This is a genomic window from Chitinophaga sp. SYP-B3965 (assembly GCF_009647655.1).
Classification (GTDB): Bacteria; Bacteroidota; Bacteroidia; order Chitinophagales; family Chitinophagaceae; genus Chitinophaga.
Genome location: NZ_WJFD01000001.1, coordinates 1,831,951 through 1,853,754 on the forward strand (window position 1 = coordinate 1,831,951; position 21,804 = coordinate 1,853,754).

Sequence of the window (21,804 nt, forward strand, 5' to 3'; positions counted from 1 at the left end):
CAGAAGCTTTTTTGGGGGATGTTGGTTTCTTTGCGCATCAGAAGCTTTTTTGGGGGATGTTGGTTTCTTTGCGCATCAAATGCCCGTTCCATAATTCCTCAAAAAACTGTTTTACCTTTGCATCGTCATGAACATGCACTTCTATAAATACCAGGGTACCGGCAACGATTTTGTGATCGTAGACAACAGGAACGGCGAATACAGCTCCCTCACCACCCAGCAGATAGCACATCTGTGCGATCGCCGCTTTGGCATTGGCGCGGATGGATTGATGATGCTGGAAAACCATGCGGATTACGACTTCCAGATGAAGTACTATAATTCCGATGGCCGGGAAGGCAGCATGTGCGGCAATGGCGGCCGCTGCCTGAGTGCTTTTGCCAAATACATGGGCATTGACAAACCCGCAGTAAAGTTCATTGCAGTTGATGGCCCCCACGAAGCGAGCTTCCGGGAAAACGGCTGGGTGAACCTCAAAATGCAGGATGTGGACTGGGTGGAAAATGGCAATACGTATTTTTATCTCAACACGGGCTCTCCCCATTTCGTGAAATTTGTGACGGATGTACAGGAAGTGGATGTATACGAAGAAGGGCGCGCCATACGTTATAATGAACGCTTCGCTGCAGAAGGTACCAATGTGAACTTTGTACAGGAAATGGACAAAGGCATCTTTGTACGTACTTACGAACGGGGCGTGGAAGACGAAACCTATTCCTGCGGTACGGGCGTAACCGCCGCAGCATTAACAGCTGCACCCGCAGAAGCCGGGGAATACACCATTCCCGTAGAAACCATCGGCGGGCACCTGGAGATCCAGTTTGCCAGGAACGGGGAACGCAGCTTCTCCAACATCTGGCTCTGTGGCCCCGCTACGCTCGTATTTGAAGGAAATATTAAAATTTAGCCCGCAGGCTACAGGTAAATTAATTCCCCTACCTTTGCGCCCGGATGATCCAGTACTTTAAAAATATAGATGCGCGCACTGTTGCAATTGAGGAGGCCGAAAACGGCGCCTGGGTGAATATTACGCCCCCTTTGAAGCAGTCAGAATTTGAACAGTTGTCTGAAGAACTGGACATTCCTTTGGACTTCCTCACGGACTCCCTGGACATTGACGAAAAGAGCCGTTTTGAACTGGAAGACAATGTGAAGCTTATTGTATTAAAAACCCCCACAGAAAACAACTCCATCAACGAAAGTGACGCCTTTTACATTACGATCCCCATTGTGATCATCCTTACCCACAACCAGATCGTAACGGTGAATTCTTTCGATAATGCGGCTATTAAAAAATTCCTGAACACCTTCCATAACCGCCATCCGGAAAAACGGAACATGATGGTGCTGAAAGTGTTTGAAAAAGTGGTTATGAACTTCCTGGATTACCTGAAGGAGATCAACCACCGCCGTAACCTTTCTGAACAAAGACTGTACGATTCCAATAAGAACGAGGAACTGCTCTACCTGATGCGGATCCAGAAAAGCCTGGTGTATTTTGTAACGGCCCTGCGCAGTAATGAACTGTTACTGATGAAGCTGGAACGTACCAACTTCCTTGGTTTGAATGAAGATGAAAAGGAATTCCTGCATGACCTGATCGTAGATACTTCCCAGGCGCTTGAAATGGCGAATATCTACACCAACATCCTCAGCAGCACCATGGATGCCTTTGCCAGCATCATTTCCAATAACCTCAACTTTGTGATGAAACGGCTCACGTCCATCACCATCGTGCTTACCCTGCCTGTATTGGTAGCCAGCATCTATGGTATGAACGTGGAAATTCCTTATGCGCATTCTACGTATGCGTTCTATATACCTATCACCATTGCCATTGTAACTGCGGTGATCATGAGCTGGTATTTTATGAAGAAGAAATGGTTCTAACGGCCGTGATCATGAGCTATTTTTTCTGAAGAAGAAATGGTTCTAAAACCTTTCCTTTACGATCTTCGTTATTCTTTTATCTGTAGGGAGCGTAATGGCGTCTTCTGTAAAATCTTCCCAATCTACCCAGCGCACACCTTCTATCTGCACCATCGGATCATCCGGTAATTCAAAATCGAAGGGTTTGCTGCCTGTTTTTACATTAAACGGGGAAATGCCTTTTACGAGATAATAAATAGCAATGATCTGCTGTTTGTTATTAAATGCATTCATCTGGAAGAAGTCCGTGGTGTAAAGATGTTCCACTACTTCAATATCCTGGTTGATCTCTTCTTTCCATTCCCGCACCATACATTCCAGCGTGCCTTCTCCAAACTCGAGGCCACCGCCTGGGAACTTGGTGTATAATCCGCCACGAATATGTTCGTCGCTCACCAGCACCTGCTTTTTTTCGTTGATCATGATCCCGTATACACGGACTGTAAATAGATCGGACATGGTAAACTTTGATTATTAATTGTTCATTGCCATCTGTTTCATTTCTGCGGCTTTCTCATGGCCCAGGTAACGTTCTATGATACCATGCACCCAATAAATGACCGGCGTTAACAGGATAGCTACTGCAAATTTATACATGTAATTGATAATACAAACACTGATGATCAGGCTTAATGGCCAAACAAAATCCCCGTTAGGGTTATAGATCTTGGGGCCAATATAAAAGGCAATGAACAACACCACAAAACTGTCTATGAGCTGGGAAATGAGCGTAGACCCGGTGGCACGCAGCCAGATCTTCTTCTCCCCTGTTACTTTTTTGATCTTGTGAAAGGCAAATACGTCTACCAGCTGCCCCACCAGGAAGGCGGTGAGTGAGCCGATGATGATCAGGGAACTTTGCCCCAGGATCTGCTGATAGGCTTTATCCATATTGGGTACGCCGGAATTCACTTTACTGGTTACAAAGAAATCCGCCGGTGTTAAACGGATGGCCCAGAAGAAAATAAAGAAAGCAAATACGATCAGGCAGGCGGCCATCACGGACAGGAAGCGCACGCCTTTTACGCCATAATATTCATTGATGATGTCCGTCATAATGAACACTACCGGCCAGAGCAATACGCCGGCAGTCATGCTGAAGGTGTATACATCCCCTAAGATGTGCAGGTTAGCGGGTGCTAAGCCCAGTGTGGCTTCCAGTGAAAAGATCTTTACCCCGATGATCTCTGCAATGAGTGCATTGGCTACAAAAATCCCACTCAGTATAACGAAGAGTTTTGTCGGTTTATCCTTTAAAATATTGATTATCATATGAAGAGTTCCAATTGGATCAGCAATATAATTACATTCAAAACAAAAATATAGGGATGGATGTTGGTCCACTGCACTTTCCTGACCAATAATAGTATGGTTGTTAAGAGGCAAACGATGATATTGAGGGGTGCGGCTACCAGTCCGCCCAATACCATGATATGTTTCACCACATGCTGATAAGAATCCGTGTACTCCACCATCCTGATAATAAAACCTATTAAATAACAGCAATTACAGATAAAGCTGAACTTTAACAGGAAACGTAACCAACTCATATTGAAATTTCCGATAAAATACAGTTATTTTGGATTCTTTAAAATTAAACCTGAAATACCCGATGAAGCAAAACTGGCAAAAAGCTGTTCTTCCGCATGTGTATGCCATTCTTATTTTCCTGGCATTGAGTTTCGTATTTTGCTTTCCGGTATTGAACGGGCTGGAGATCAAGCAATCTGATACGGTATCATGGCAGGCCATGAGCCAGGAGGCGCGTGCTTATAAAGACAGCACGGGCATCAATCCTATCTGGACCAATGCCATGTTCGGTGGTATGCCTACCTACCAGATCTTCATGGCACAGGATAATTATACTTACCACCTTCATACCCTGCTTACCCTGGGTTTACCTAAGCCGGTGAATTTCTTTTTCCTGGCCATGGTAGGTTTTTATATTTTATTGCAGGTAATGCGTTTCCGGCAATGGGTGACCATTCTCGGCGCCATCGCCTTTGCTTTTGCTTCTTATACACCTATCATCATTTCCGCAGGGCATGATACCAAGATGTTTACGATCGCCTATATGGCGCCGTTGCTGGCGGGGATACTGCTTACTTACCGGGGAAGATACCTGATAGGAGGCATTATTACCTGTATCACCCTCTGCCTGATGATCACTTCAGGGCACTACCAGATGGTATATTATATGCTGCTCCTTTGCCTTTTCATCGGCATTGCACATTTGGTAAATGCTATCCGGCAAAAACAGGTGCCGCAATATGTAAAAGCTACGGGTGTGCTGCTATTCTTTGGCATTCTGTCTGTACTGCCTTCTACGGTAAGTTTATGGACCACTACTGAATTCAGTAAGTACACCATGCGTGGCGGGCATTCTGAATTAACACCACCTCCGGGCCAGGAGTCAGACAAATCTGCTGGTGGCCTGGATAAAGGATATGCTTTCCAATGGAGCCAGGGGCCTTTTGAAACATTGACCATCTTATCACCTAACTTATATGGCGGCCCTACACAGGGACCGCTGAGTACTTCCAGCAAAACCTATAAAGCTATTACTGAACTGGGCGTACCGCCTGTACAGGCAGAGCAGATAATAGAGGGCATGCCCCGCTACTGGGGGCCGCAACCCATGACGGATGGCGGTATCTACTGGGGTGCTGTGATCATTTTCCTGTTTGTGCTGGCATTGTTCACCGTGAAGAGTTTTCATAAATGGTGGATCCTGGCAGGCTGCATCCTGGGTGTGTTCCTGGCATGGGGCGATCATTTTGCCATCTTCAACTATTTCATTTTTGATCATCTTCCTTTATATAATAAGTTCCGCGCACCTTCCCAGGCTTTGGTGTTACCGCAATTGCTGGTACCTTTCCTCGCCTGCTGGGCATTGAATGATGTGGTGACCGGCGCTATTAATAAAGACCTGCTCCTGAAGCAACTGAAGAAAACAGTTTATATCGTAGGCGGCCTTTGCCTCCTGTTGCTGGTGGCTTCCTTTGGCATGATGAATTTCAGTTCTGCTACGGACCCTGCGAAGAATTTCTACCAGCAGTTCACCGGCGGAAATCAACAGGCTTTTGATACTTTATTGAATGCATTGATAGAAGACCGCGCTTCTTTAATGCGGATAGATACTTTCCGCACCCTCGTGATCGTATTGCTGGCAGCAGGTTTGATCTGGGCCTTCATTAAACAGAAGATCCAGGGCGCTCAGTTCCTCGTTGCGCTCACCATTATTGTAGCGCTGGACGAGATGCTGATAGACAGCCGCTACCTTGGTAAAAAATACTATGTAACACCTACAGATTATAAGAGTGCATTTGCACCCAGCCCGGTAGATCAGGCCATCAAACAAGATCCCGATCCTTATTACCGTGTATTCAATACCGTTAATTTCATGGATGCCATGAGCTCTTATCATCACAGGGCAGTGGGTGGTTACAGCCCGGTGAAACTGGCGCTTTACCAGGACCTTATAGAACATCAGCTGAGCAAAGGCAATCCTCATGTGCTCAATATGCTGAATGCCAAGTATGTGATCTTTGCCAATAATCAACCGGGACCACAAGGTCAGCCAAGCCAGCAGCTGGCTTATCAGCAGAACCCCGGCGCATTGGGTAATGCCTGGTTTGTAGACAGCCTGGTATGGGCAAAAAATGCAGATGAAGAAATGAAAACACTGGATAGCCTGCCTACCGATCATGCTGCCGTGATAGATCAACGCTTTAAACCTGTACTGAATGGATATGCACCAGCGAAAGATTCCGCCAGCCATATCAAACTCACGAAATACGGACTGAACCAACTGGATTACATAAGTGCCAACAGCAAACCCGGTTTTGCCGTGTTCTCTGACATCTATTATCCTGCAGGATGGAACGTGTATATTGATGGTAAGAAAGATGAGATCGTTCGGGTGAACTACCTGTTACGTGGTGTGAAAATACCAGCTGGTGACCATAAGATTGAAATGAAATTCGAGCCACGCTCTTATTACCTGGGTAATGCCATCACGCGCTGGTCTTCTGTGCTGATGCTGATCTTGCTGGCTGGCGCCATCGCCATTGAGGTGAGGAAGAGTGCGAAAGCAGCACCAAAAGTTTAATACCATAAACGGGCCTTCACGGCCTTCAGATATTTCCGGGCGGCAGCATGTAATGGCTGCCGCTTTTCTTTGCCCGGTATCTGCAGGATGGCTATCCAGCCTTTCCACCATTCCCCCCAGTTCCAGCCGCTCTTTTGCAGGAATTCAAAAGACCACATGGCGGCTGTGCTGATGAAATACCGCAAGGGCAGATAACGGTAAGCCACTTTACTTTTGTTGATCCACAACATTTTCATCTTCATCATCAGCGGCGTGCGCCCTAACGGAGATTCATTGTGCAGCACTACAATATCTGCGGTATAGGCAATAGTGTATCCCTTGTCCAGCGCCCGGTAGGTAAGATCATATTCTTCCATGCCATAAAAGAAATCTTCCGGATATACACCGGCGTTATCATACACTTCTTTTCTTATAGCATGCCCGCAGCCAATGTAATAAGGCGCCAGGAACTGTGCTTTATCTTTGTAGGCTTCAAATTGTTTGTGCGGAAAAGCATTCACCTGCATTTGCCCTGTACTGGCATATAATACTTTAAAACAGAGGATGCCGGTATGATGGGAAGTAAGGTAAGTAGAATGGAATGCATCCACGATCTGCACCAGCGCATCTTTATCCCGGAACCAGGCATCATCGTCTATCGTTACCAGCAAAGCAGCTTTAGCCTGCACGATGCCCAGGTTACGGCCTCTTGCCACACCCAGGTTCTCCTGTGAATACTGGTAGCGGAAAGGGATCTCCGGGTGTGTTTCTATAAATTGTTCTATAGGGCTGTAATCTGCTGTGGAGGCGTTATTGATGATGATCACTTCTTCCAGTAACTCCGAGGCCTGTTGCTGCTCTGTAATGTTGCGCAACAAAATTCCCAGGTCGTCCGGGCGGTTATATGTGATGATGATGATGGATAATTGCTTCATAATAATAACTTACGGTAGGCCTCTGCAAAGGCGCGCATGCCAAAATGTTCCTGCGCATAGGCGATGTTATTACGGGCGATGGTTTGCAGCAGTGAGGGATCTGATTGCCAGATCTCCAGCAGGTCTGCGGCCAGTGATACCAGGTCTTTTTCTTTTTTGGTATGGTCCAGCAGGAAACCGTTCTCTCCGTTCTTCACATGATACGGAATATCTCCCACATCTGTTGCCAGTACGGCCAGTCCGCGGGCCATGGCTTCCATGATCACCATGGGGAAACCTTCGCGGGAAGAAGTGATCACGATCACCTGGTGTTCCCGGTAGATGGCGTCTATGGTGGCGGCATCTGTTTGTTCGCCGTAAAAATGGCAGTATGGGCGAAGTTCTGTTGGGATGGCATCTTCTACGGCACCCATAAAACCGGCGATGGTGTTGGCTTGTTGTGCAATGCGGGCTACGAGGTGCGGGCGTTTTTCTGCTGTGCCGCGGCCTACGTAGAGCATGCGCGGCATGGCTTCGCCATGCGCGGCTTGCGTTGGCTGCAGCGATGCTGCTGGCGCTGATTGCAAGGGTGTTTCACCTGGTTGCATCGATGCTGATTGCAAGGATGTTTCACCTGGCTGCAGCGATGCTGATTGCAACAATGTTGTTTCCATTGGTGGTAATGGAATTCCGTTCATCACCAGTTGAATTTTCTCCGCGTAGCTTTTAGGGATCTTATATGCTTTATATAATTTGATGTGTTCAGCAATACTATCCCGGCTGATCATCACCGTAGTTGTATAAAAAGGAATGAAAGGTATGCGTATATAAGAAAAACTGCAAAAGGAATGGATCAGTTCCACCTGCCGGATACCCTCCGGCAAATGCGGGCTGAGTTTATAGGCGAAGTTGCATTGGCCGTTAAACACTACCGGCGCGTTGCGCTGCCTGCTGATATAAGCAGCGGTGATACCACGCCAGATGAGGTTATTGAAATACAGGTATTTGTTATCCGTATAAGTAGAAATATTCCGGATGGTGATATTGCTGCCTGTAAACTTCGGCAGCATCGCATCATTCATGGATTTCTTTGTAAAGAAGATGATCACTTTCTTTTCCGGGAACAACTGCGCTATTTCACTGTGTACTTTTTCAGCACCACCAACATGGTAAAAGGGAAAGAACAAAAAGAGATCGTATTCTTCCGGTAATGGTTTAAAACGGGCTATCAGCCTGCCCAGCAAAGCAAACGGGAAAATAAAGATCCCTTCTATCCGTCTTTTTAAAATGAGCCACTGATACATTACATCCTTTGTTTGATCCATTTAGCGATGCCTGTTACCCCATCTTTACACATGCCTGCCACTACCCTTGCATCAAAACCATTAAACGCCCCTTTGGCCAGCCTGGCTGCCAGGAAACGTCTTTTGCAGCGGAACTGTTTAAAGAAAAGGTTCTGCCGTTTCAGATTCACCGCTGTGATGGAAGCACTGTGCACGCGGTACAATAATAATGTTTCCGGTACTTTCTCCATCACTTCTCCCCCGGCCTGCATGCGCAGCCAGAGATCATAATCTTCTATATGCTGTTGTGCAGGATTGTAAAGGTATTGCTTTAATACAGCCGTTCGCACCATAATACCAGGGTGTGCGATGCAGTTGGCATAAGGCAGCGTTTGCCTGATCTGTGCAGCTGTGTAATTCTGCCGGTCTGCCGGCCAGGTACCGGTTTCCACCCCCTGCTCATTGATGAATGTGATGAAGCAACCCACTAACGCCGTTTGCGGATAGGCTTCCAGCCAGGCAGCCTGTTTGGCAAAGCGTTCCGGCAAACAGAGATCATCTGCATCTATCCTGGCAATATAAGTGCCCTTCGCTTCTGCGATGCCGCGGTTCAGCGTACCCACCAATCCCATATTGGGATGATGGAAATAACGGATCCGGCTATCTGAAAAAGATCTGATCACCTGTTCACTTTCATCCGTAGAGCCATCATTAAGCACCAGCAATTCAAAGTCTCCTTCCGTTTGCGAAAGGATGCTTTGCATGGTAGCTGCAATGAACGCGGCACTATTGTAAACCGGCAATAAAACTGTTAAACGCATATGTTTATATTCTGTGCCAACTGGCAGGAACAAGGTCTTTTGCATCCACGTCTGCAACAGCAAACCATTTTGCGGGTGCTACCACCCGTTTTTCTTTATAGGTGTTCAACCAGGCCGCCCACCAGCTAAAACTACTGTTGGCAATGATCTGGTGCCTGCAATGGCTCATCAGGAACAGGTCCTCATACTGCGTATGGCTGAGGTCCCCGCTCACGATCTCGTAAGTGATGCCCGATGGGAGATTATCTTTCACCCAGGCCGGGTCGTTCGTAAAAATATAGAATTTTGCATGCGGATGACGCGTGAGCATATACCTGGCAGCTGCGTCATAATACGCTGGTTCACAGATCCCGTGATAAGCAGCGGTGGCAGCATCTGTATAATCACCACGGCGGAAATGCATGGCAATACTTTCTGTAGCCTGTAGTTCTGCTGCTTTGTTCAATATGTTGGGAGAAAAGGGGATCGAAAAAGTAAAATCGCTTAAAATAGTTTCCTGTACCGGTTCAAAATACCGCCAGCTTTGCCAGTATCCTTTCAGGTAAACAGGTGGCTGCGCCTGAAACAATAACGCATCAAATTCGTAATGCCGTTCTTTATAAACCCGGCGATACGGCGTGGGCAATACCCGGTTCAATACCTTACCCACCGTGCCCTGTTTAAATGCAGCCAGGTCTGCCGGGGTAGCAATGCCTGCCTGTATGTTCAACCCGTTCAACCCGTACATCCCTTTCTGCCGGGACTCGTAACTCTCCGGATCCAGCAGCAGGGGCACCTGGTATTTTGCAGCCAGGGAACGGCCTGCAGCATATTGAAACATCTGGTTACCCAGGCCGCCTTTCAGTTGAACAAGGATCAAAGCTTTCTCATTTTGGCCGTAAAAATATTTATTTTCGCGTTCATTATTATTGATTACGTTTATATATGGTGCAAATAAACGAATGTTGCACCAGCCGGAGCCAAATATTATGGGAATTATCAGAAATCAAAGTATCAGATCCTCCTTCATTACCTATATAGGTTTTGCCATCGGTGCTTTGAATGCCTACCTTTTTAGTAAATACGTACCCCCTGAGATATACGGCCTTACGAGGATCTTCTTCAGCACCTCTATGCTCTTTTATGCCTTTGCCTCTTTCGGTACGGCTACCCTGCTCAATAAATTCTATCCTTACTACCGTGATTACCTGCCTATTAAAAGCAGGGACCTTTTCGGGATCGTATTGATCGTTAGTATGACGGGATTCCTGCTGGTGACGGCAGGCACGATTGTGTTCCATGATGTGATAGACCGCAAGTATCAGCTCATGGCGCCCTTGTTCCTGCAATATTTTTACCTCTTATATCCTTTTGCCTTTTTCCTGTTACTCTTCACCCTCTTTGAAAACTTCAGTTACAACCACTATAAATCTGTATTCCCGATATTTTTGAAGGAAGTATTGCTGCGTGCATTAACCTCCATCCTGATCGTTCTGCTGATCTTTAATTTATTTACTACGGTAGATTTCATCTGGGCATTTGCCTTTTTATATGCTTTACTCTTTTTTGCTTTACTGTTATACCTTAAAACGCAAAAGACCCTGCACTTTACTTTTCAGACCAGCAGTATTACCAGGCGGCTGGCAGGTAAAATGATGACGTTCAATTTGTGGATCTTTGGTGGCAGCGTATTTAATGCGGTACAGCAAAATATAGATGCCTTAATGATCACCAGCACCAAGGGGCTTTCTTACACGGCGGTACTGGAATTCAATACTTATGTGAGTAATGTGATCCAGGTACCGCAACGGAGCGTAGTGGCCATTGCCGTACCGGTACTGGCTAAAGCCTGGAAAGACCGGGATATGCATGCCATTCAGCGCATTTATAAACGGTCTTCCATGACCATGCTGATCTTCTCCCTGCTCATATTCATGATGATCTGGCTGAACCTTGAATCTGCCTATAATATCTTACACCTGAATCCGCTTTACTGGGAAGGCCGCTATATCATTCTGTTTTATGGCGTGAGCAGGATCATAGAATTAGGCGCCGGTGTGAACGGGCAGATCATTGGTACTTCCAATATGTGGCGCTTTGATTTTGTTTCCAACCTGATCCTGATCGCCTTAAGCGTTCCGCTTACGTATCTGTTCATCAAACAACTGGGTATCACAGGCCCGGGTATTTCTCAACTGATCACTATCTTCCTTTTCACCCTCATACGATATAGTTTCCTGGCGCGCATGTATCAACTGCAGCCCTTCACCATGAAAACCCTGTATGTGGTGTTACTGGCCTTACTGGGCTGGGTGGTAGGTTATTACCTGATCGTTCCGGAAAATCATTACCTCCGGGTGATCCTGCGTACAGGATGGTTCATGGCCGTATTCCTCGGACCTATCATCTACTTTGAATGGTCGCAGGATGTTACGGAAACCTTTAACAAAGGGTTGGCGCTGGTGCGGAAGTACTTAAGAAAATAACCGTTTGATCTTGCGGATAATAAGTTGAAGGATATTCAGCGGTGGTTCCGGTGCGGTTTGGCGCATGAAGGCACTGCCGCCAAAACGGCCTTTATCCCGCATCAGGATAGCGGGTTCATAAGGCATTTCCCAACCTTCCGGGTAAGCGTAAGCAGGCGTGAGTACTTTGGGGTGTTTATTGGCTACGTATTTATTAAGCTGTGATTCATCATGCCAGATGGCGATGATGCCGTTATCGAGGTCTTTCTGCGTATTAGCAGTTAGTTGTTTGATGAGTTGGCCATAAGCTTTGCCGGTTCCACCATTCAGGCAGCCCTGGAAATACTGTTTACGTTCCTCGCGGGGCATGTATGCAGTGGATTCTTTCTGTGTTTTTTCAAAAGGGGCTGCCTTCAGCGGTTTGTTATAATAACCCGGATGTAATACTACCGTTAAACCATCTTCTGCATCACCCGGTAATATTTCTGCCGCTTCAATGGGCCGTATGAATTCTGTATTCGCGTTAAAGAAAAAGATGTAATCAAAAGCTGACAGTTCTTTTTCCACACGGGAAAAGATAGAAAAGCGCATCAGTGTATCATAGGGCCAGCCCAGCTTTTCCTGGTGATGTACATGTACACCCGGCGCATCTTTAAATGGCAGGTCCGCATCATCTGTGAATACAAAATATTCTTTCTCTGCGCCCGGTACAAAATATTGTTCGGCACTGGTATAAAAATCCTTCCAGAAAATACTGTATTTGCCCGTACAAATAAATAGTAACGCTATTTTCATGCATGACGCTTTTGGGCCAGGATACCACAGTAGGGAGATTGAAATGCAGCATCCGGTAACTGCCTTAACAACGGCGTGAGCTTACCGATCACCTTATTACCCAGTTTTTGCAGTGAACTGCGTTCCTGCGCATCATACCAGTAATCAAAACGGCCAAAGTATCCGGCAAACTTTACATCATATCCCAATTGTTCCAGCTGTGCTTTCCAGAGATGTGGTTTCATGGAAGGCAGGTAGTGGCGATCCAGGTTTTCTTTATCCAGGTTCCTGTGCAGGAACTGTTGCAGTCCTCCGCGGAAATTAGGTGTAGTGATCATGAGTGTGCCACCGGGTTTTACCAGGTTGCTATGTAGGGCAATGATCTCCGGGAAATTCTGAAAGTGTTCAATAAATCCAAAAGAGCATACCACATCATACCGGTCTTTTGAATTGGCAGCATACGCCAGCACATCCCCTCTTTCCAGCAAGCCGGTGCTTACGCCCTGTTTTTGCAGCCATGCTGTAAAACCTTCATTCATATTAGGCGCCAGGTCCATTCCATTCACCACGAGGCCCATCTTACCGAGGTGCGCCATGTATCTTCCGGGAAAACATCCCAGTTCAAATAACTGTTCGCCCTTTTTCAGGAAAGCAGCCTGCTTATCCATCCATTGGGTAACGATATCGTCCGCTACAAAATATTGAAAGTTGTTGTAGGCATCATCCCAGTATTGTTGCTCCACCAGATCCATAGCTTAGTTATTTACTTTCCTGAAAAAATCTTTTAGCCCGTTGCCGGAATCTTTAGTGATCACCTGCCATCTTTTATTCCGGATAGCCTTGCGCCATTCCCGGATCTTGTTCTTTAGTGATTCGGGTAACATGGCCGCGAGGGATTGTACAGCACCTTTGCTTTTCTCTACCTGCGTTCCCTCCTGCTGCCAGGCAATGAATTCATAATCACTCTGCTGCGGCGTGGTGGAGAATAAAGGTAAATGGGCCGTTTTCTTTGCCAGCACCAGCAGGTAGGATTGCCGGGAGTTTTCCAGCAACACCCTGCTCTTCACGACCTTGGGATCAGGCACTTCGTACCAGGGTGCAAAGGGGCGTGTAGTGGTGAAATACATTTGTTCCATCACATATCCGTTCTCGGGTGACAGTACCCGGTAAAATAATTCCGGGCTGAACTGGTAAAAGCCATGTCCGAAAAAGTTATTGGCAATTTGTATACTGAGGAAGTGACCTCCCGGTTTTACCATTTGCATGGCGTTACTAATGGCTTGTGGGAAATTAAACACATGTTCCAGCGTACCGGCATCTACCACCAGGTCATATTGCTGCTGCCATTCGTCCGGGATGGGCTTGTTCAGGTCATGTACGAGGGTGGCATTTTCGTATGTGGAGGCATCCATGCTGTGTACGGTTTGCGCACCAAGGGACCGGAGGAACGGTTCCACATACTCCGGATCTTCTTTGAGCAAGGCGGCAGCTTCGCCGGCTGGCCGGCCATTCTTTTCCAGGCATTTCTGCAGATCGGCGGCATTCAACTGGTAGCTATGGCGCCCCAGCATGAGTGTTTTTGTAAAGTTGACGTTCTTCTTTTTGGCAAAGAACAGGAAATTAACCGCAGAAATATCAAAACCCATAAAGATCAGATTGCTTTAAAACGGGTCAAAAATACAAAAGTCAACCTGCATTTAATGATAATATGAAAAACAACCGTTAATTGATCCTCCCGGCACCGGCGTAATACCTTACCCAATAAGTTTCTCTCAGGTCGCTGATCATCACTCCTGCACTGGATGAGGCATGTACAAAACGGTCATTCTCCAGGTAGATGCCCACATGAGATATGCGCTTTTTCCGGTTGATGGCAAAGAACACCAGGTCGCCTAACTGCAGATCACTGTGTTTCTTAATCTTTTTTACCTGGCTATAGAGCTGGATGGAATTGCCTATCAGGGAGATCTGGAAAACGGAAGCCATTAAAGTATGCACAAAATTGGAGCAGTCTATCCCGTTTTTGGAACTTCCGCCCATCTGGTAAGGTGTTCCCCACCAGTCTTCTATAAAGTTGAAGAGTTTTTCATTTACTACATTTTCTACGGGCAGGTCCAGCAGCTGGGCATACTTAAACTGCCATGACCGGGCTTCTTCAATGCTGTTCACACCGGTAGGTACGGCAGAAATGGAAGTATTCCGTGTTTTGCTGCGGTGTTCAGAAGTTTTTCCTGTCCGGGGAGTGGCAATGCCGTCAATAAATACTAAATTTTCATTTGCAGGCTTTTCCGTTTTCTCTTTTGCCGTTTGCTGCTGAGGTTTCAGCAAAGCGCAACTTCCCAATAGAAATGCGCACAGTGGCAATATCAGATACATTTTCCCCGTTCTTCTCATCATGAACACCAGTTTAAAAGTCTGCAATATAAAAAAAATGTCGATTTTTGTCGTTTACTCTGCTCCTTACAATCTGATATATGAAATTTTCTCACCTGCACGTGCATACGCAGTTCTCACTGCTGGACGGAGCGGCCGATATTAAGTCGCTTTACAAGAAATCAATGGCGGATAACATGCCCGCCCTTGCTATCACTGATCATGGCAACATGTTCGGTGCATTTCAATTTGTTGCAGAAGCGTATAATAACAAATTAAATCCGGAGGACCCAAAAGATAAACGTCTGAAAGTGAAGCCTATTGTGGGCTGCGAATTTTATGTGGTGGAGAACCGCCACAAGCGCCAGTTTACAAGGGAGGAAAAAGATGCGCGTTATCACCAGGTGATGCTTGCGAAAAATGATGAAGGTTACCGCAACCTCATTAAACTTTGTTCACTTGGATTTACAGAAGGCCTCTATGGTAAATATCCGCGTATTGATAAAGAACTGATCCTCCAATATCACAAAGGACTGATCGCTACCACCTGCTGCCTTGGTGCTTCTGTACCCAGAACGATCCTGAAAAAAGGAGAAGAAGCAGGAGAAAAAGAATTTAAATGGTGGCTGGACCTTTTTGGAGAAGACTTCTATGTGGAATTACAACGCCACGGTATTCCTGAACAGATCACGGTGAATGAAGTGCTGGTGAGATTTGCACATAAATACAATGTGAAGATCATTGCCTCCAACGATTCCCACTACGTAGATAAAAAAGACGCCAACGCGCACGACATCCTGCTTTGCATCAACACCGGAGAAAAGAAAAGTACACCTACGATGAAGGACTTTTCTGATGATGATGTAATGAGCAAGAATAAACGTTTCGCATTTTATAACGATGAGTTCTTTTTCAAGACCACGGATGAAATGACGAAATTATTCGGGGACCTTCCGCAGGCCATTGACAATACGAATGAGATCGTTGATAAGATAGAACTGCTGGACCTGAAGCGGGACATCCTCCTGCCCAACTTCCCTATTCCTGCCAACTTTTTCACACAGGACCAATACCTCCGCCACATCACCATGGAAGGCGCACACCAGCGTTATGCAGAGATGACGGCGGACATTGAAGAACGCATCAACTTTGAGCTGGATGTAATTGAAAAGATGGGATTTGCGGGATACTTCCTCATTGTATCTGACTTTATTAAAGCGGGACGTGATCTGGGTGTGTTCATCGGCCCGGGCCGTGGTTCTGCGGCAGGATCTGCTGTAGCTTATTGCATTGGCATCACGAATATTGACCCTATTAAATACGACCTGCTGTTTGAGCGTTTCCTTAACCCGGAACGTAAGAGCATGCCGGATATTGATACGGACTTCGATGATGAAGGCCGTCAGAAAGTAATTGATTACGTTGTTCAGAAATATGGCAAGAACCAGGTAGCGCAGATCATCACCTATGGTACGATGGCTGCCAAAATGAGTATCAAGGATGTGGCGCGTGTAATGGACCTGCCGCTCATGGAATCCAACATCCTCGCCAAAATGGTGCCGGATAAACCCGGTATTCAGCTCTCCCGCATTTTCAATGCGCCACTGGAAGGAGATAAAAGTTTGCAGGAAAAAGAAGGCCTTGCCGGTGAAGATATTGAGAACGTAAAGAAATTGCGTGAGCTCATCAAAGGCAATGACCTGCAGGCGGAAGTACTGCGGGAAGCCTGCGTACTGGAAGGTTCCGTACGGAACACGGGTATCCACGCAGCAGGTATCATCATTGCACCGCAGGATCTTTCTGAACTGATCCCCGTGGCGGTAGCAAAAGATTCTGATCTGCTGGTCACGCAGTTTGAAGGAAATATCATTGAGAGCGCCGGTGTAATCAAGATGGACTTTTTGGGTCTGAAGACCCTCACCATTATTAAGAATGCCCTGCAGCTTATTAAAAAGAACCATGGTATAGACATTGTGATAGATGATATTCCGCTGGATGATGTACTCACTTATGAGTTATACCAGAAAGCAGAAACCAACGGTACGTTCCAGTTTGAAAGTCCGGGGATGCAGAAGTACCTCCGGGAGCTGAAGCCGGATAAATTTGCTGACCTTATTGCCATGAACGCCTTGTACCGCCCGGGCCCGCTGGAGTACATCCCTACTTTTATCCGCCGTAAGCACGGATTGGAGCCGGTGATATACGACGTGCCCATCATGGAAGAATATCTTGCAGAAACCTACGGGATCAACGTATACCAGGAACAGGTGATGTTGCTCAGCCAGAAGATGGCCAACTTCTCCAAAGGAGATGCGGACGTACTGCGGAAGGCCATGGGTAAGAAACAGAAGGCTGTACTGGATAAAATGAAAGCGCAGTTCATGGCGGGATGTAAAGAGAACGGCCATGATCTGAAAATGTGTGATAAGGTATGGACGGACTGGGAAGCATTCGCGTCCTACGCGTTCAACAAATCCCACTCTACCTGTTACGCTTTCGTGGCGTATCAGACGGCTTACCTGAAAGCCCACTACCCTGCCGAATACATGGCAGCGGTACTGAATAACGCCAGTAACCTGGAAAAGATCACCTTCTTTATGGAAGAGTGTAAACGGATGGGCCTGGATGTATTACCACCGGATGTGAATGAATCTTACAAAGGTTTTGCGGTAAATAAAAGAGGCCAAGTACGTTTTGGACTGGCCGGCCTGAAAGGTGTGGGTGAAGCAGCGATTGAAAGCATTATTGAGGAACGGGAAAAAGAGGGCCCTTACGCCACCATTTTTGACATGGTGAAACGGGTGAACCAACGTGCAGTGAACAAGAAGTCTATGGAAGCCCTGGCCATGTCCGGCGCCTTCGATTGCTTCCCGGAACTGCACCGGGCACAGTATTTCCACAAAGGAGATGGCGATAATAGCACCGGACTGGATAAGATCGTGAAGTTCGGGCAGCAGGTACAGGCTGGCAGCTCATCTTCCGGCGGCCTTTTTGGAGACGATATGATGCTGGACATCCAGCCACCCAAAATACCCGGTTGCGACCACTGGCCGCTGACCATCAAACTCAATAACGAACGGGATGTGACGGGGATCTATATCTCCGGGCATCCGCTGGACGATTATAAGTTTGAAATGAAGTATTACAACATGAACACCATCCAGGAGATCCTGGACTACCAGAACCTGATCTCTGTGGCTTCTGATAACAATAAAGGCCGGGAACGCTCTTTCCGCATGGCTGTTTTTGTGACCAGCGCGGTGGAAAGGATCTCCCGGAACAATAAACAGTTCGGGATCATGACGTTGGAGGATATGACCGGGAAATTTGAATTTGCCCTCTGGAGTGAGGATTTCCTGAAATTCACCACCCATTTCAAGGCAGGGCTCTGCTTATACGTGAATGGGGCCTTCAAATCCAAGCGTTTTAACGAAAATGAGTACGAGTTCAAGATCCAGGGCATGCACCTCCTACAGGAGGTAAAAAGGGCCCATACGAGGAAATTAGGGCTCGTGACCATGCCGCAGCACATTACACCGGAAATAATCGACTTCCTGGTGGATAATGCGGCTAAAAACCCGGGTAAAACGGAAATATACATGCAGTTGATAGACAGGCAGGAGGATCTGACGGTAAAACTACACACTTTTAACCGCCATATTGAGATGAATGACGAACTGGCGCAGTTCTTACTCAAACAGCCGGATATTGATATCTATATCGATATTACTAATAAGTAGGCTGTCAAAAAAGCAGTACTTTTACATCGGTTTAGTTTTTGCATATATTGCGTAGCGAAAAGAAGAAAACCAATCAGAAAATTATAAACTTTTAAATCTATAAAAATGGCTTTAGAATTCACAGACGCGAACTTTCAAACTACCGTATTAAACTCGGACAAACTGACCGTGGTAGACTTTTGGGCAGAATGGTGTGGTCCCTGCCGCGCAATCGGACCAGTAATTGAAGAGCTGTCTAAGGATTACGATGGTAAAGTGAATGTGGGTAAAGTGAATGTGGATAACAATCCCCAGATCTCTATGAACTATGGCATCACCAGCATTCCTGCTATCCTGTTCATCAAAAATGGCCAGGTGGTAGACAAGCAAGTGGGTGCAGTTCCAAGATCAGTACTGGAAAAGAAAATTCAGGCAAACCTCTAATCTTTAGAGATAGCATAAAAGTAAAAGGGGCCGTATCAAAAGTATGATGCGGCCCCTTTTTATTCGGGTACCTGATGGAGGCGTGCCATTATTTATGCAATTCTCCGGGCTATCTTTTATTTTTGATACAACCCCTTTTTTATTACTTGATCAGGGTGAATGTTCCCTGTTTTTTTTCCATCGTTATTTTTCCTGTATCATCCCAGAAACCATAGTTCACCACGTATACATAAGTGCCTATATCCAGCGTTTTCCCATTCATTTTGCCATCCCAGCCTTTCCGGTGATCGGTTGTCTGGTGCAGCAGCTGGCCCCACCGGTTATAGATCACCATATGGAATACTATCAATCCTTGCGCTCTTGGGCGGAACAGATCATTCGCGCCATCATTATTGGGAGAAAATGCAGTGGGCATCTGGAAGGACCTGTTATAGGTAAGCCGCACATTTACGGTATCTGAAGTGATGCAGTTAAGCCCTGTGAGCGTACGCACAATATAACGCGTATCCCTTACCGGCCGCGCAGTTGTAACAGCGCAGGTTAAACAGCTCAGAAAACCGTCTATTGGTTCCCATGCATAATCAGGTGCATTTTCTGCTCTCAGGATGATCTCATCACCGATATTGATGGTGGTATCACCGTTGATGATATTTACCCGGTCTGCCTGGTTATTGGCGATGCTGAAATCCACATCAGCGGGGCAATTATTTGCGTCAGCTACGGACACGCTGTAATCACCTGCAGACAAGTCTGTGATCACGGTGCTGGCTGTTACGCCGTTACTCCATGTGATGTCGTAGGGCGCTGTGCCGCCGGTGAGTGTGATCCTCGCAGAACCATCTCCCCTGCTGCAGATCTCATCCAGCGTTGCTACGATTGCCACCAATTGCACGGGCGTTAAAAGGGTCACCATCTGACTATCCAGACAAACGCCGTTCCTTGCATATACTTTGTAAGTACCTGCTGCTAATCCTGTAAAATCAGGTAGTGTCTGGAAAATTGGTGCCGGGCCTGCCAGCGCAAATTCAAAAGGAGGAATACCCTGTGTTACCAGCGCTGAAATAGTACCATCTGATACGCCGAAACAGGTAGGATTTTGTCCGGAGGCTGTGAAGCGGATGATCTTCGTATTATCGACATTCACAGCAAAAGTTTGTGTAGTAACACATCCTGCTGCATCCCTTACACTGATGAAGTGATTTCCCTGGGCCAGACCGGTAAAAACATTGCTGGAAATTTCCGTACCGTTGTCCATTGTGTACTGGTAAGGCGCAGTACCGCCGCTAACACCGATCGTGGCAGTGCCTGTGGGATGCGTGCAATCAATATCCGTGGCAACCGGATTAATGGTCATGATATTATTAAAGGTTACCTGTATCTGGTCCGTTGCTGTACATCCTCCGTTATCTACGGTTACATCATACAAGCCGGTTGTGGTAACAGATATCTGCTGCGTATTAGCGCCCGTACTCCAGGAATAGCGGCTGAAACCTCCGCCGGCAGTCAGGTTCACCGTGGCACCGTTACAAACGATGATATCAGTTCCCAGCGCTACAGTGGGCGGATTCAATACCACGATGTTCTTACAAAAGGTTTGCTGAAAAGCAGTGCCTTCATCAGTGATCAGGTTCACGGTGTAATGCCCGGGTGAAGTATAATGATAAGAAGGTGGTGTTGAAGTGGTGGCGTTGGGAATGCTGGCATCTGTACAACTTTTAAAAGCCATACGGGCCAGGCTGCCACCATTATCCACATTCGGAACGAATGCATACAATTCATTACCTACCCTGAATACAGAAGATATAGAAGCAGGGAAAGACAGCGTACCGCCCGGATTACCAAGGTTAGTACCGCTCGCCGTTCCGGCTACCCCACCTGCAAAGTTCAACCGGTTAATAGAAGACGGACCACCGAGGATGCCATTCACGACTACCGCCATCGTCTGTCCACATTCTTTCACGATGCTGATATCCCTGGGATGGTTAAATACACCACCCGGATTACCAAGGTCTGTGGTGGTGGGAGCATTATTCAGGAGGGAAGGTCCGAAGTTTAACCGTACCAGTTTATTACTGCCCTCATTTGTTACCATGATATACCAGTTGCCATTTTCCTGTACGGCAAAAATACCTGAAGGCCTGTTCAGCAAACCACCAAAGCTGGTCATATTAACACCCGTTGGCGGGTTGCTAAAATCAGTTCCAAAATCCAGCCGGGTGATCGTTGAATTCTCAAAGTTATTGGTGAAGCCATAATACCTGCCTCCTTCCTGGAAAATAAACAGGTCTGTAGGATAGGCCATGCCCCCTATGTTTCCCCAGTTGGTAACAGTAGGCGCGTTGTTGGCAAGGGAAGCCCCAAAATCTACCCGCACGATCCTTGAACCCTGCGCCACAGTTCCCCCCACAATGATCGCATGCCAGCCGGTGGCATCCTGCACGATCTGGATACCTTCCCCGCTGGGCGGTACCAGGTTGGGGAGCCGGGTGGATGTAGGCGTATTCAATAAACTGTTACCGAAATTAAGTCTTACCAGGTCCGGGTGCGTATTATTGACCACAAACACGTAGTAGTTATTCCCTTCTTTGGCAATGGTAGAGAATACCGGATCCGTGAAATTGTTACCGGGATCGCCAAGGTTTACCATTTCAGGCGTGCTGTATACAGTACCGGAACAAAAGTTCCATAAGTAATTGGTTACACCCGTAGAAGTATTTTGAATATTTATAGGTTCATTGACGCAAACCGTATCCGGGGCCACGAAACTTGCAGTTTGTGCAACTGCTATCTGAGGAATAGAAAATACCAGCAGGTAAATAAACAAACGGTTGAATCTGAACATACAAGGTAAGGGTAAAGGCCACGCGAAATTGAGTCAAAACTGGCAGCAAGTTAACCATATAATATTAATTTTCATATAACACACGCATTATCAAATAAAATAACCTTCCTTTTCTCTTCATATGGCTACTTTCCCTTATTTTGCCTTATTAATGCACAACCTCTTCAACCA

General features: G+C 46.6%; 18 protein-coding genes. 6 read left to right on the plus strand and 12 right to left on the minus strand.

The window, feature by feature from the left end; translation table 11 throughout:
• The first annotated feature begins 127 nt into the window (after nt 1-127).
• Together dapF and GFS24_RS07110 are read left to right on the plus strand one after the other, a co-directional pair.
• Nucleotides 128-907 carry a diaminopimelate epimerase gene (gene dapF / locus GFS24_RS07105; RefSeq protein WP_153658878.1) on the plus strand — a complete coding sequence of 260 codons (780 nt, stop codon included), beginning with the start codon at nt 128-130 and terminating at the stop codon, nt 905-907.
• Nucleotides 908-951: 44 nt separating this feature from the next.
• On the plus strand, nt 952-1,890 hold the full coding sequence (locus GFS24_RS07110) for a magnesium transporter CorA family protein (protein ID WP_153658879.1): 939 nt from the start codon (nt 952-954) through the stop codon (nt 1,888-1,890).
• Between the two features lie 42 nt (nt 1,891-1,932).
• Here the strand turns inward: GFS24_RS07110 and GFS24_RS07115 are convergent, their stop codons facing one another.
• From GFS24_RS07115 to GFS24_RS07125, 3 genes are read right to left on the minus strand one after another with little or no spacing between them, the layout of a single operon-like run.
• Nucleotides 1,933-2,388, minus strand: coding sequence for an NUDIX hydrolase (locus GFS24_RS07115; protein ID WP_153658880.1), 456 nt, complete (start codon nt 2,386-2,388; stop codon nt 1,933-1,935).
• 15 nt (nt 2,389-2,403) lie between these two features.
• Nucleotides 2,404-3,201 carry a queuosine precursor transporter gene (locus GFS24_RS07120; protein ID WP_153658881.1) on the minus strand — a complete coding sequence of 266 codons (798 nt, stop codon included), beginning with the start codon at nt 3,199-3,201 and terminating at the stop codon, nt 2,404-2,406.
• Nucleotides 3,198-3,479, minus strand: coding sequence for a hypothetical protein (locus GFS24_RS07125; RefSeq protein ID WP_153658882.1), 282 nt, complete (start codon nt 3,477-3,479; stop codon nt 3,198-3,200). The genes GFS24_RS07120 and GFS24_RS07125 overlap by 4 nt, the downstream gene beginning before the upstream one ends.
• Nucleotides 3,480-3,541: 62 nt before the next feature.
• Between GFS24_RS07125 and GFS24_RS07130 the strand changes: the two genes are divergently transcribed.
• Complete coding sequence (locus GFS24_RS07130) at nt 3,542-6,040, plus strand: YfhO family protein (protein WP_153658883.1); 2,499 nt, start codon at nt 3,542-3,544, stop codon at nt 6,038-6,040.
• Here the strand turns inward: GFS24_RS07130 and GFS24_RS07135 are convergent.
• From GFS24_RS07135 to GFS24_RS07150, 4 genes are read right to left on the minus strand one after another with little or no spacing between them, the layout of a single operon-like run.
• Entirely contained in the window at nt 6,037-6,954 is a 918-nt protein-coding gene (locus tag GFS24_RS07135; RefSeq protein ID WP_153658884.1) for a glycosyltransferase family 2 protein, read from the minus strand. The two genes, GFS24_RS07130 and GFS24_RS07135, sit on opposite strands and share 4 nt — an antisense overlap.
• Nucleotides 6,951-8,258 (minus strand): glycosyltransferase family 4 protein, encoded by a 1,308-nt coding sequence (locus GFS24_RS07140; protein WP_153658885.1) that lies wholly within the window; start codon nt 8,256-8,258, stop codon nt 6,951-6,953. Before GFS24_RS07140 ends, GFS24_RS07135 begins: the two co-directional genes overlap by 4 nt.
• A complete protein-coding gene (locus GFS24_RS07145; protein WP_173003001.1) occupies nt 8,237-9,037 on the minus strand; it encodes a glycosyltransferase in 801 nt (266 codons plus the stop codon). The genes GFS24_RS07140 and GFS24_RS07145 overlap by 22 nt, the downstream gene beginning before the upstream one ends.
• Before the next feature lie 4 nt (nt 9,038-9,041).
• Nucleotides 9,042-9,896 (minus strand): alpha-1,2-fucosyltransferase, encoded by an 855-nt coding sequence (locus tag GFS24_RS07150; protein ID WP_153658887.1) that lies wholly within the window; start codon nt 9,894-9,896, stop codon nt 9,042-9,044.
• A 109-nt stretch (nt 9,897-10,005) separates the two neighbouring features.
• On the opposite strand from GFS24_RS07150, the gene GFS24_RS07155 reads away from it, so the two are divergent.
• Nucleotides 10,006-11,502, plus strand: a complete 1,497-nt coding sequence (locus GFS24_RS07155; protein ID WP_173003002.1) for a polysaccharide biosynthesis C-terminal domain-containing protein — start codon at nt 10,006-10,008, stop codon at nt 11,500-11,502.
• On the opposite strand, the gene GFS24_RS07160 is transcribed toward GFS24_RS07155, so the two are convergent.
• The 4 genes from GFS24_RS07160 to GFS24_RS07175 form a co-directional block, all read right to left on the minus strand.
• Entirely contained in the window at nt 11,491-12,276 is a 786-nt protein-coding gene (locus GFS24_RS07160; RefSeq protein ID WP_153658889.1) for a family 6 glucosyltransferase, read from the minus strand. The two genes, GFS24_RS07155 and GFS24_RS07160, sit on opposite strands and share 12 nt — an antisense overlap.
• The gene (locus GFS24_RS07165) at nt 12,273-13,007 is read right to left on the minus strand and encodes a bifunctional 2-polyprenyl-6-hydroxyphenol methylase/3-demethylubiquinol 3-O-methyltransferase UbiG (RefSeq protein WP_153658890.1); all 735 of its coding nucleotides are present in this window, start codon (nt 13,005-13,007) and stop codon (nt 12,273-12,275) included. The genes GFS24_RS07160 and GFS24_RS07165 overlap by 4 nt, the downstream gene beginning before the upstream one ends.
• A gap of 3 nt (nt 13,008-13,010) precedes the next feature.
• Nucleotides 13,011-13,901 carry a class I SAM-dependent methyltransferase gene (locus GFS24_RS07170; RefSeq protein WP_153658891.1) on the minus strand — a complete coding sequence of 297 codons (891 nt, stop codon included), beginning with the start codon at nt 13,899-13,901 and terminating at the stop codon, nt 13,011-13,013.
• 76 nt (nt 13,902-13,977) lie between these two features.
• Nucleotides 13,978-14,652 carry a C40 family peptidase gene (locus GFS24_RS07175; RefSeq protein ID WP_153658892.1) on the minus strand — a complete coding sequence of 225 codons (675 nt, stop codon included), beginning with the start codon at nt 14,650-14,652 and terminating at the stop codon, nt 13,978-13,980.
• Nucleotides 14,653-14,729: 77 nt separating this feature from the next.
• On the opposite strand from GFS24_RS07175, the gene dnaE reads away from it, so the two are divergent.
• Both dnaE and trxA read left to right on the plus strand, forming a co-directional pair.
• Nucleotides 14,730-18,368, plus strand: coding sequence for a DNA polymerase III subunit alpha (gene dnaE / locus GFS24_RS07180; RefSeq protein WP_153658893.1), 3,639 nt, complete (start codon nt 14,730-14,732; stop codon nt 18,366-18,368).
• A 105-nt stretch (nt 18,369-18,473) separates the two neighbouring features.
• On the plus strand, nt 18,474-18,791 hold the full coding sequence (trxA, locus tag GFS24_RS07185; protein WP_153658894.1) for a thioredoxin: 318 nt from the start codon (nt 18,474-18,476) through the stop codon (nt 18,789-18,791).
• Nucleotides 18,792-18,933: 142 nt separating this feature from the next.
• Here trxA and GFS24_RS07190 read toward each other — a convergent pair whose 3' ends face one another.
• A complete protein-coding gene (locus GFS24_RS07190; RefSeq protein ID WP_153658895.1) occupies nt 18,934-21,633 on the minus strand; it encodes a T9SS type B sorting domain-containing protein in 2,700 nt (899 codons plus the stop codon).
• Between the last annotated feature and the right edge of the window lie 171 nt (nt 21,634-21,804).

What these genes read in the sequence shown, in the direction of transcription:
- GFS24_RS07110 (WP_153658879.1), top strand. Translation starts at nt 952, where the DNA reads ATGATCCAGTACTTTAAAAATATAGATGCGCGCACTGTTGCAATTGAG.
- trxA (WP_153658894.1), top strand. Translation starts at nt 18,474, where the DNA reads ATGGCTTTAGAATTCACAGACGCGAACTTTCAAACTACCGTATTAAAC.
- GFS24_RS07145 (WP_173003001.1), bottom strand. Translation starts at nt 9,037, where the DNA reads ATGCGTTTAACAGTTTTATTGCCGGTTTACAATAGTGCCGCGTTCATT.
- GFS24_RS07120 (WP_153658881.1), bottom strand. Translation starts at nt 3,201, where the DNA reads ATGATAATCAATATTTTAAAGGATAAACCGACAAAACTCTTCGTTATA.
- GFS24_RS07160 (WP_153658889.1), bottom strand. Translation starts at nt 12,276, where the DNA reads ATGAAAATAGCGTTACTATTTATTTGTACGGGCAAATACAGTATTTTC.
- dnaE (WP_153658893.1), top strand. Translation starts at nt 14,730, where the DNA reads ATGAAATTTTCTCACCTGCACGTGCATACGCAGTTCTCACTGCTGGAC.
- GFS24_RS07155 (WP_173003002.1), top strand. Translation starts at nt 10,006, where the DNA reads ATGGGAATTATCAGAAATCAAAGTATCAGATCCTCCTTCATTACCTAT.
- GFS24_RS07170 (WP_153658891.1), bottom strand. Translation starts at nt 13,901, where the DNA reads ATGGGTTTTGATATTTCTGCGGTTAATTTCCTGTTCTTTGCCAAAAAG.
- GFS24_RS07130 (WP_153658883.1), top strand. Translation starts at nt 3,542, where the DNA reads ATGAAGCAAAACTGGCAAAAAGCTGTTCTTCCGCATGTGTATGCCATT.
- GFS24_RS07175 (WP_153658892.1), bottom strand. Translation starts at nt 14,652, where the DNA reads ATGATGAGAAGAACGGGGAAAATGTATCTGATATTGCCACTGTGCGCA.
- GFS24_RS07140 (WP_153658885.1), bottom strand. Translation starts at nt 8,258, where the DNA reads ATGGATCAAACAAAGGATGTAATGTATCAGTGGCTCATTTTAAAAAGA.
- GFS24_RS07135 (WP_153658884.1), bottom strand. Translation starts at nt 6,954, where the DNA reads ATGAAGCAATTATCCATCATCATCATCACATATAACCGCCCGGACGAC.
- GFS24_RS07115 (WP_153658880.1), bottom strand. Translation starts at nt 2,388, where the DNA reads ATGTCCGATCTATTTACAGTCCGTGTATACGGGATCATGATCAACGAA.
- GFS24_RS07125 (WP_153658882.1), bottom strand. Translation starts at nt 3,479, where the DNA reads ATGAGTTGGTTACGTTTCCTGTTAAAGTTCAGCTTTATCTGTAATTGC.
- GFS24_RS07190 (WP_153658895.1), bottom strand. Translation starts at nt 21,633, where the DNA reads ATGTTCAGATTCAACCGTTTGTTTATTTACCTGCTGGTATTTTCTATT.
- dapF (WP_153658878.1), top strand. Translation starts at nt 128, where the DNA reads ATGAACATGCACTTCTATAAATACCAGGGTACCGGCAACGATTTTGTG.
- GFS24_RS07165 (WP_153658890.1), bottom strand. Translation starts at nt 13,007, where the DNA reads ATGGATCTGGTGGAGCAACAATACTGGGATGATGCCTACAACAACTTT.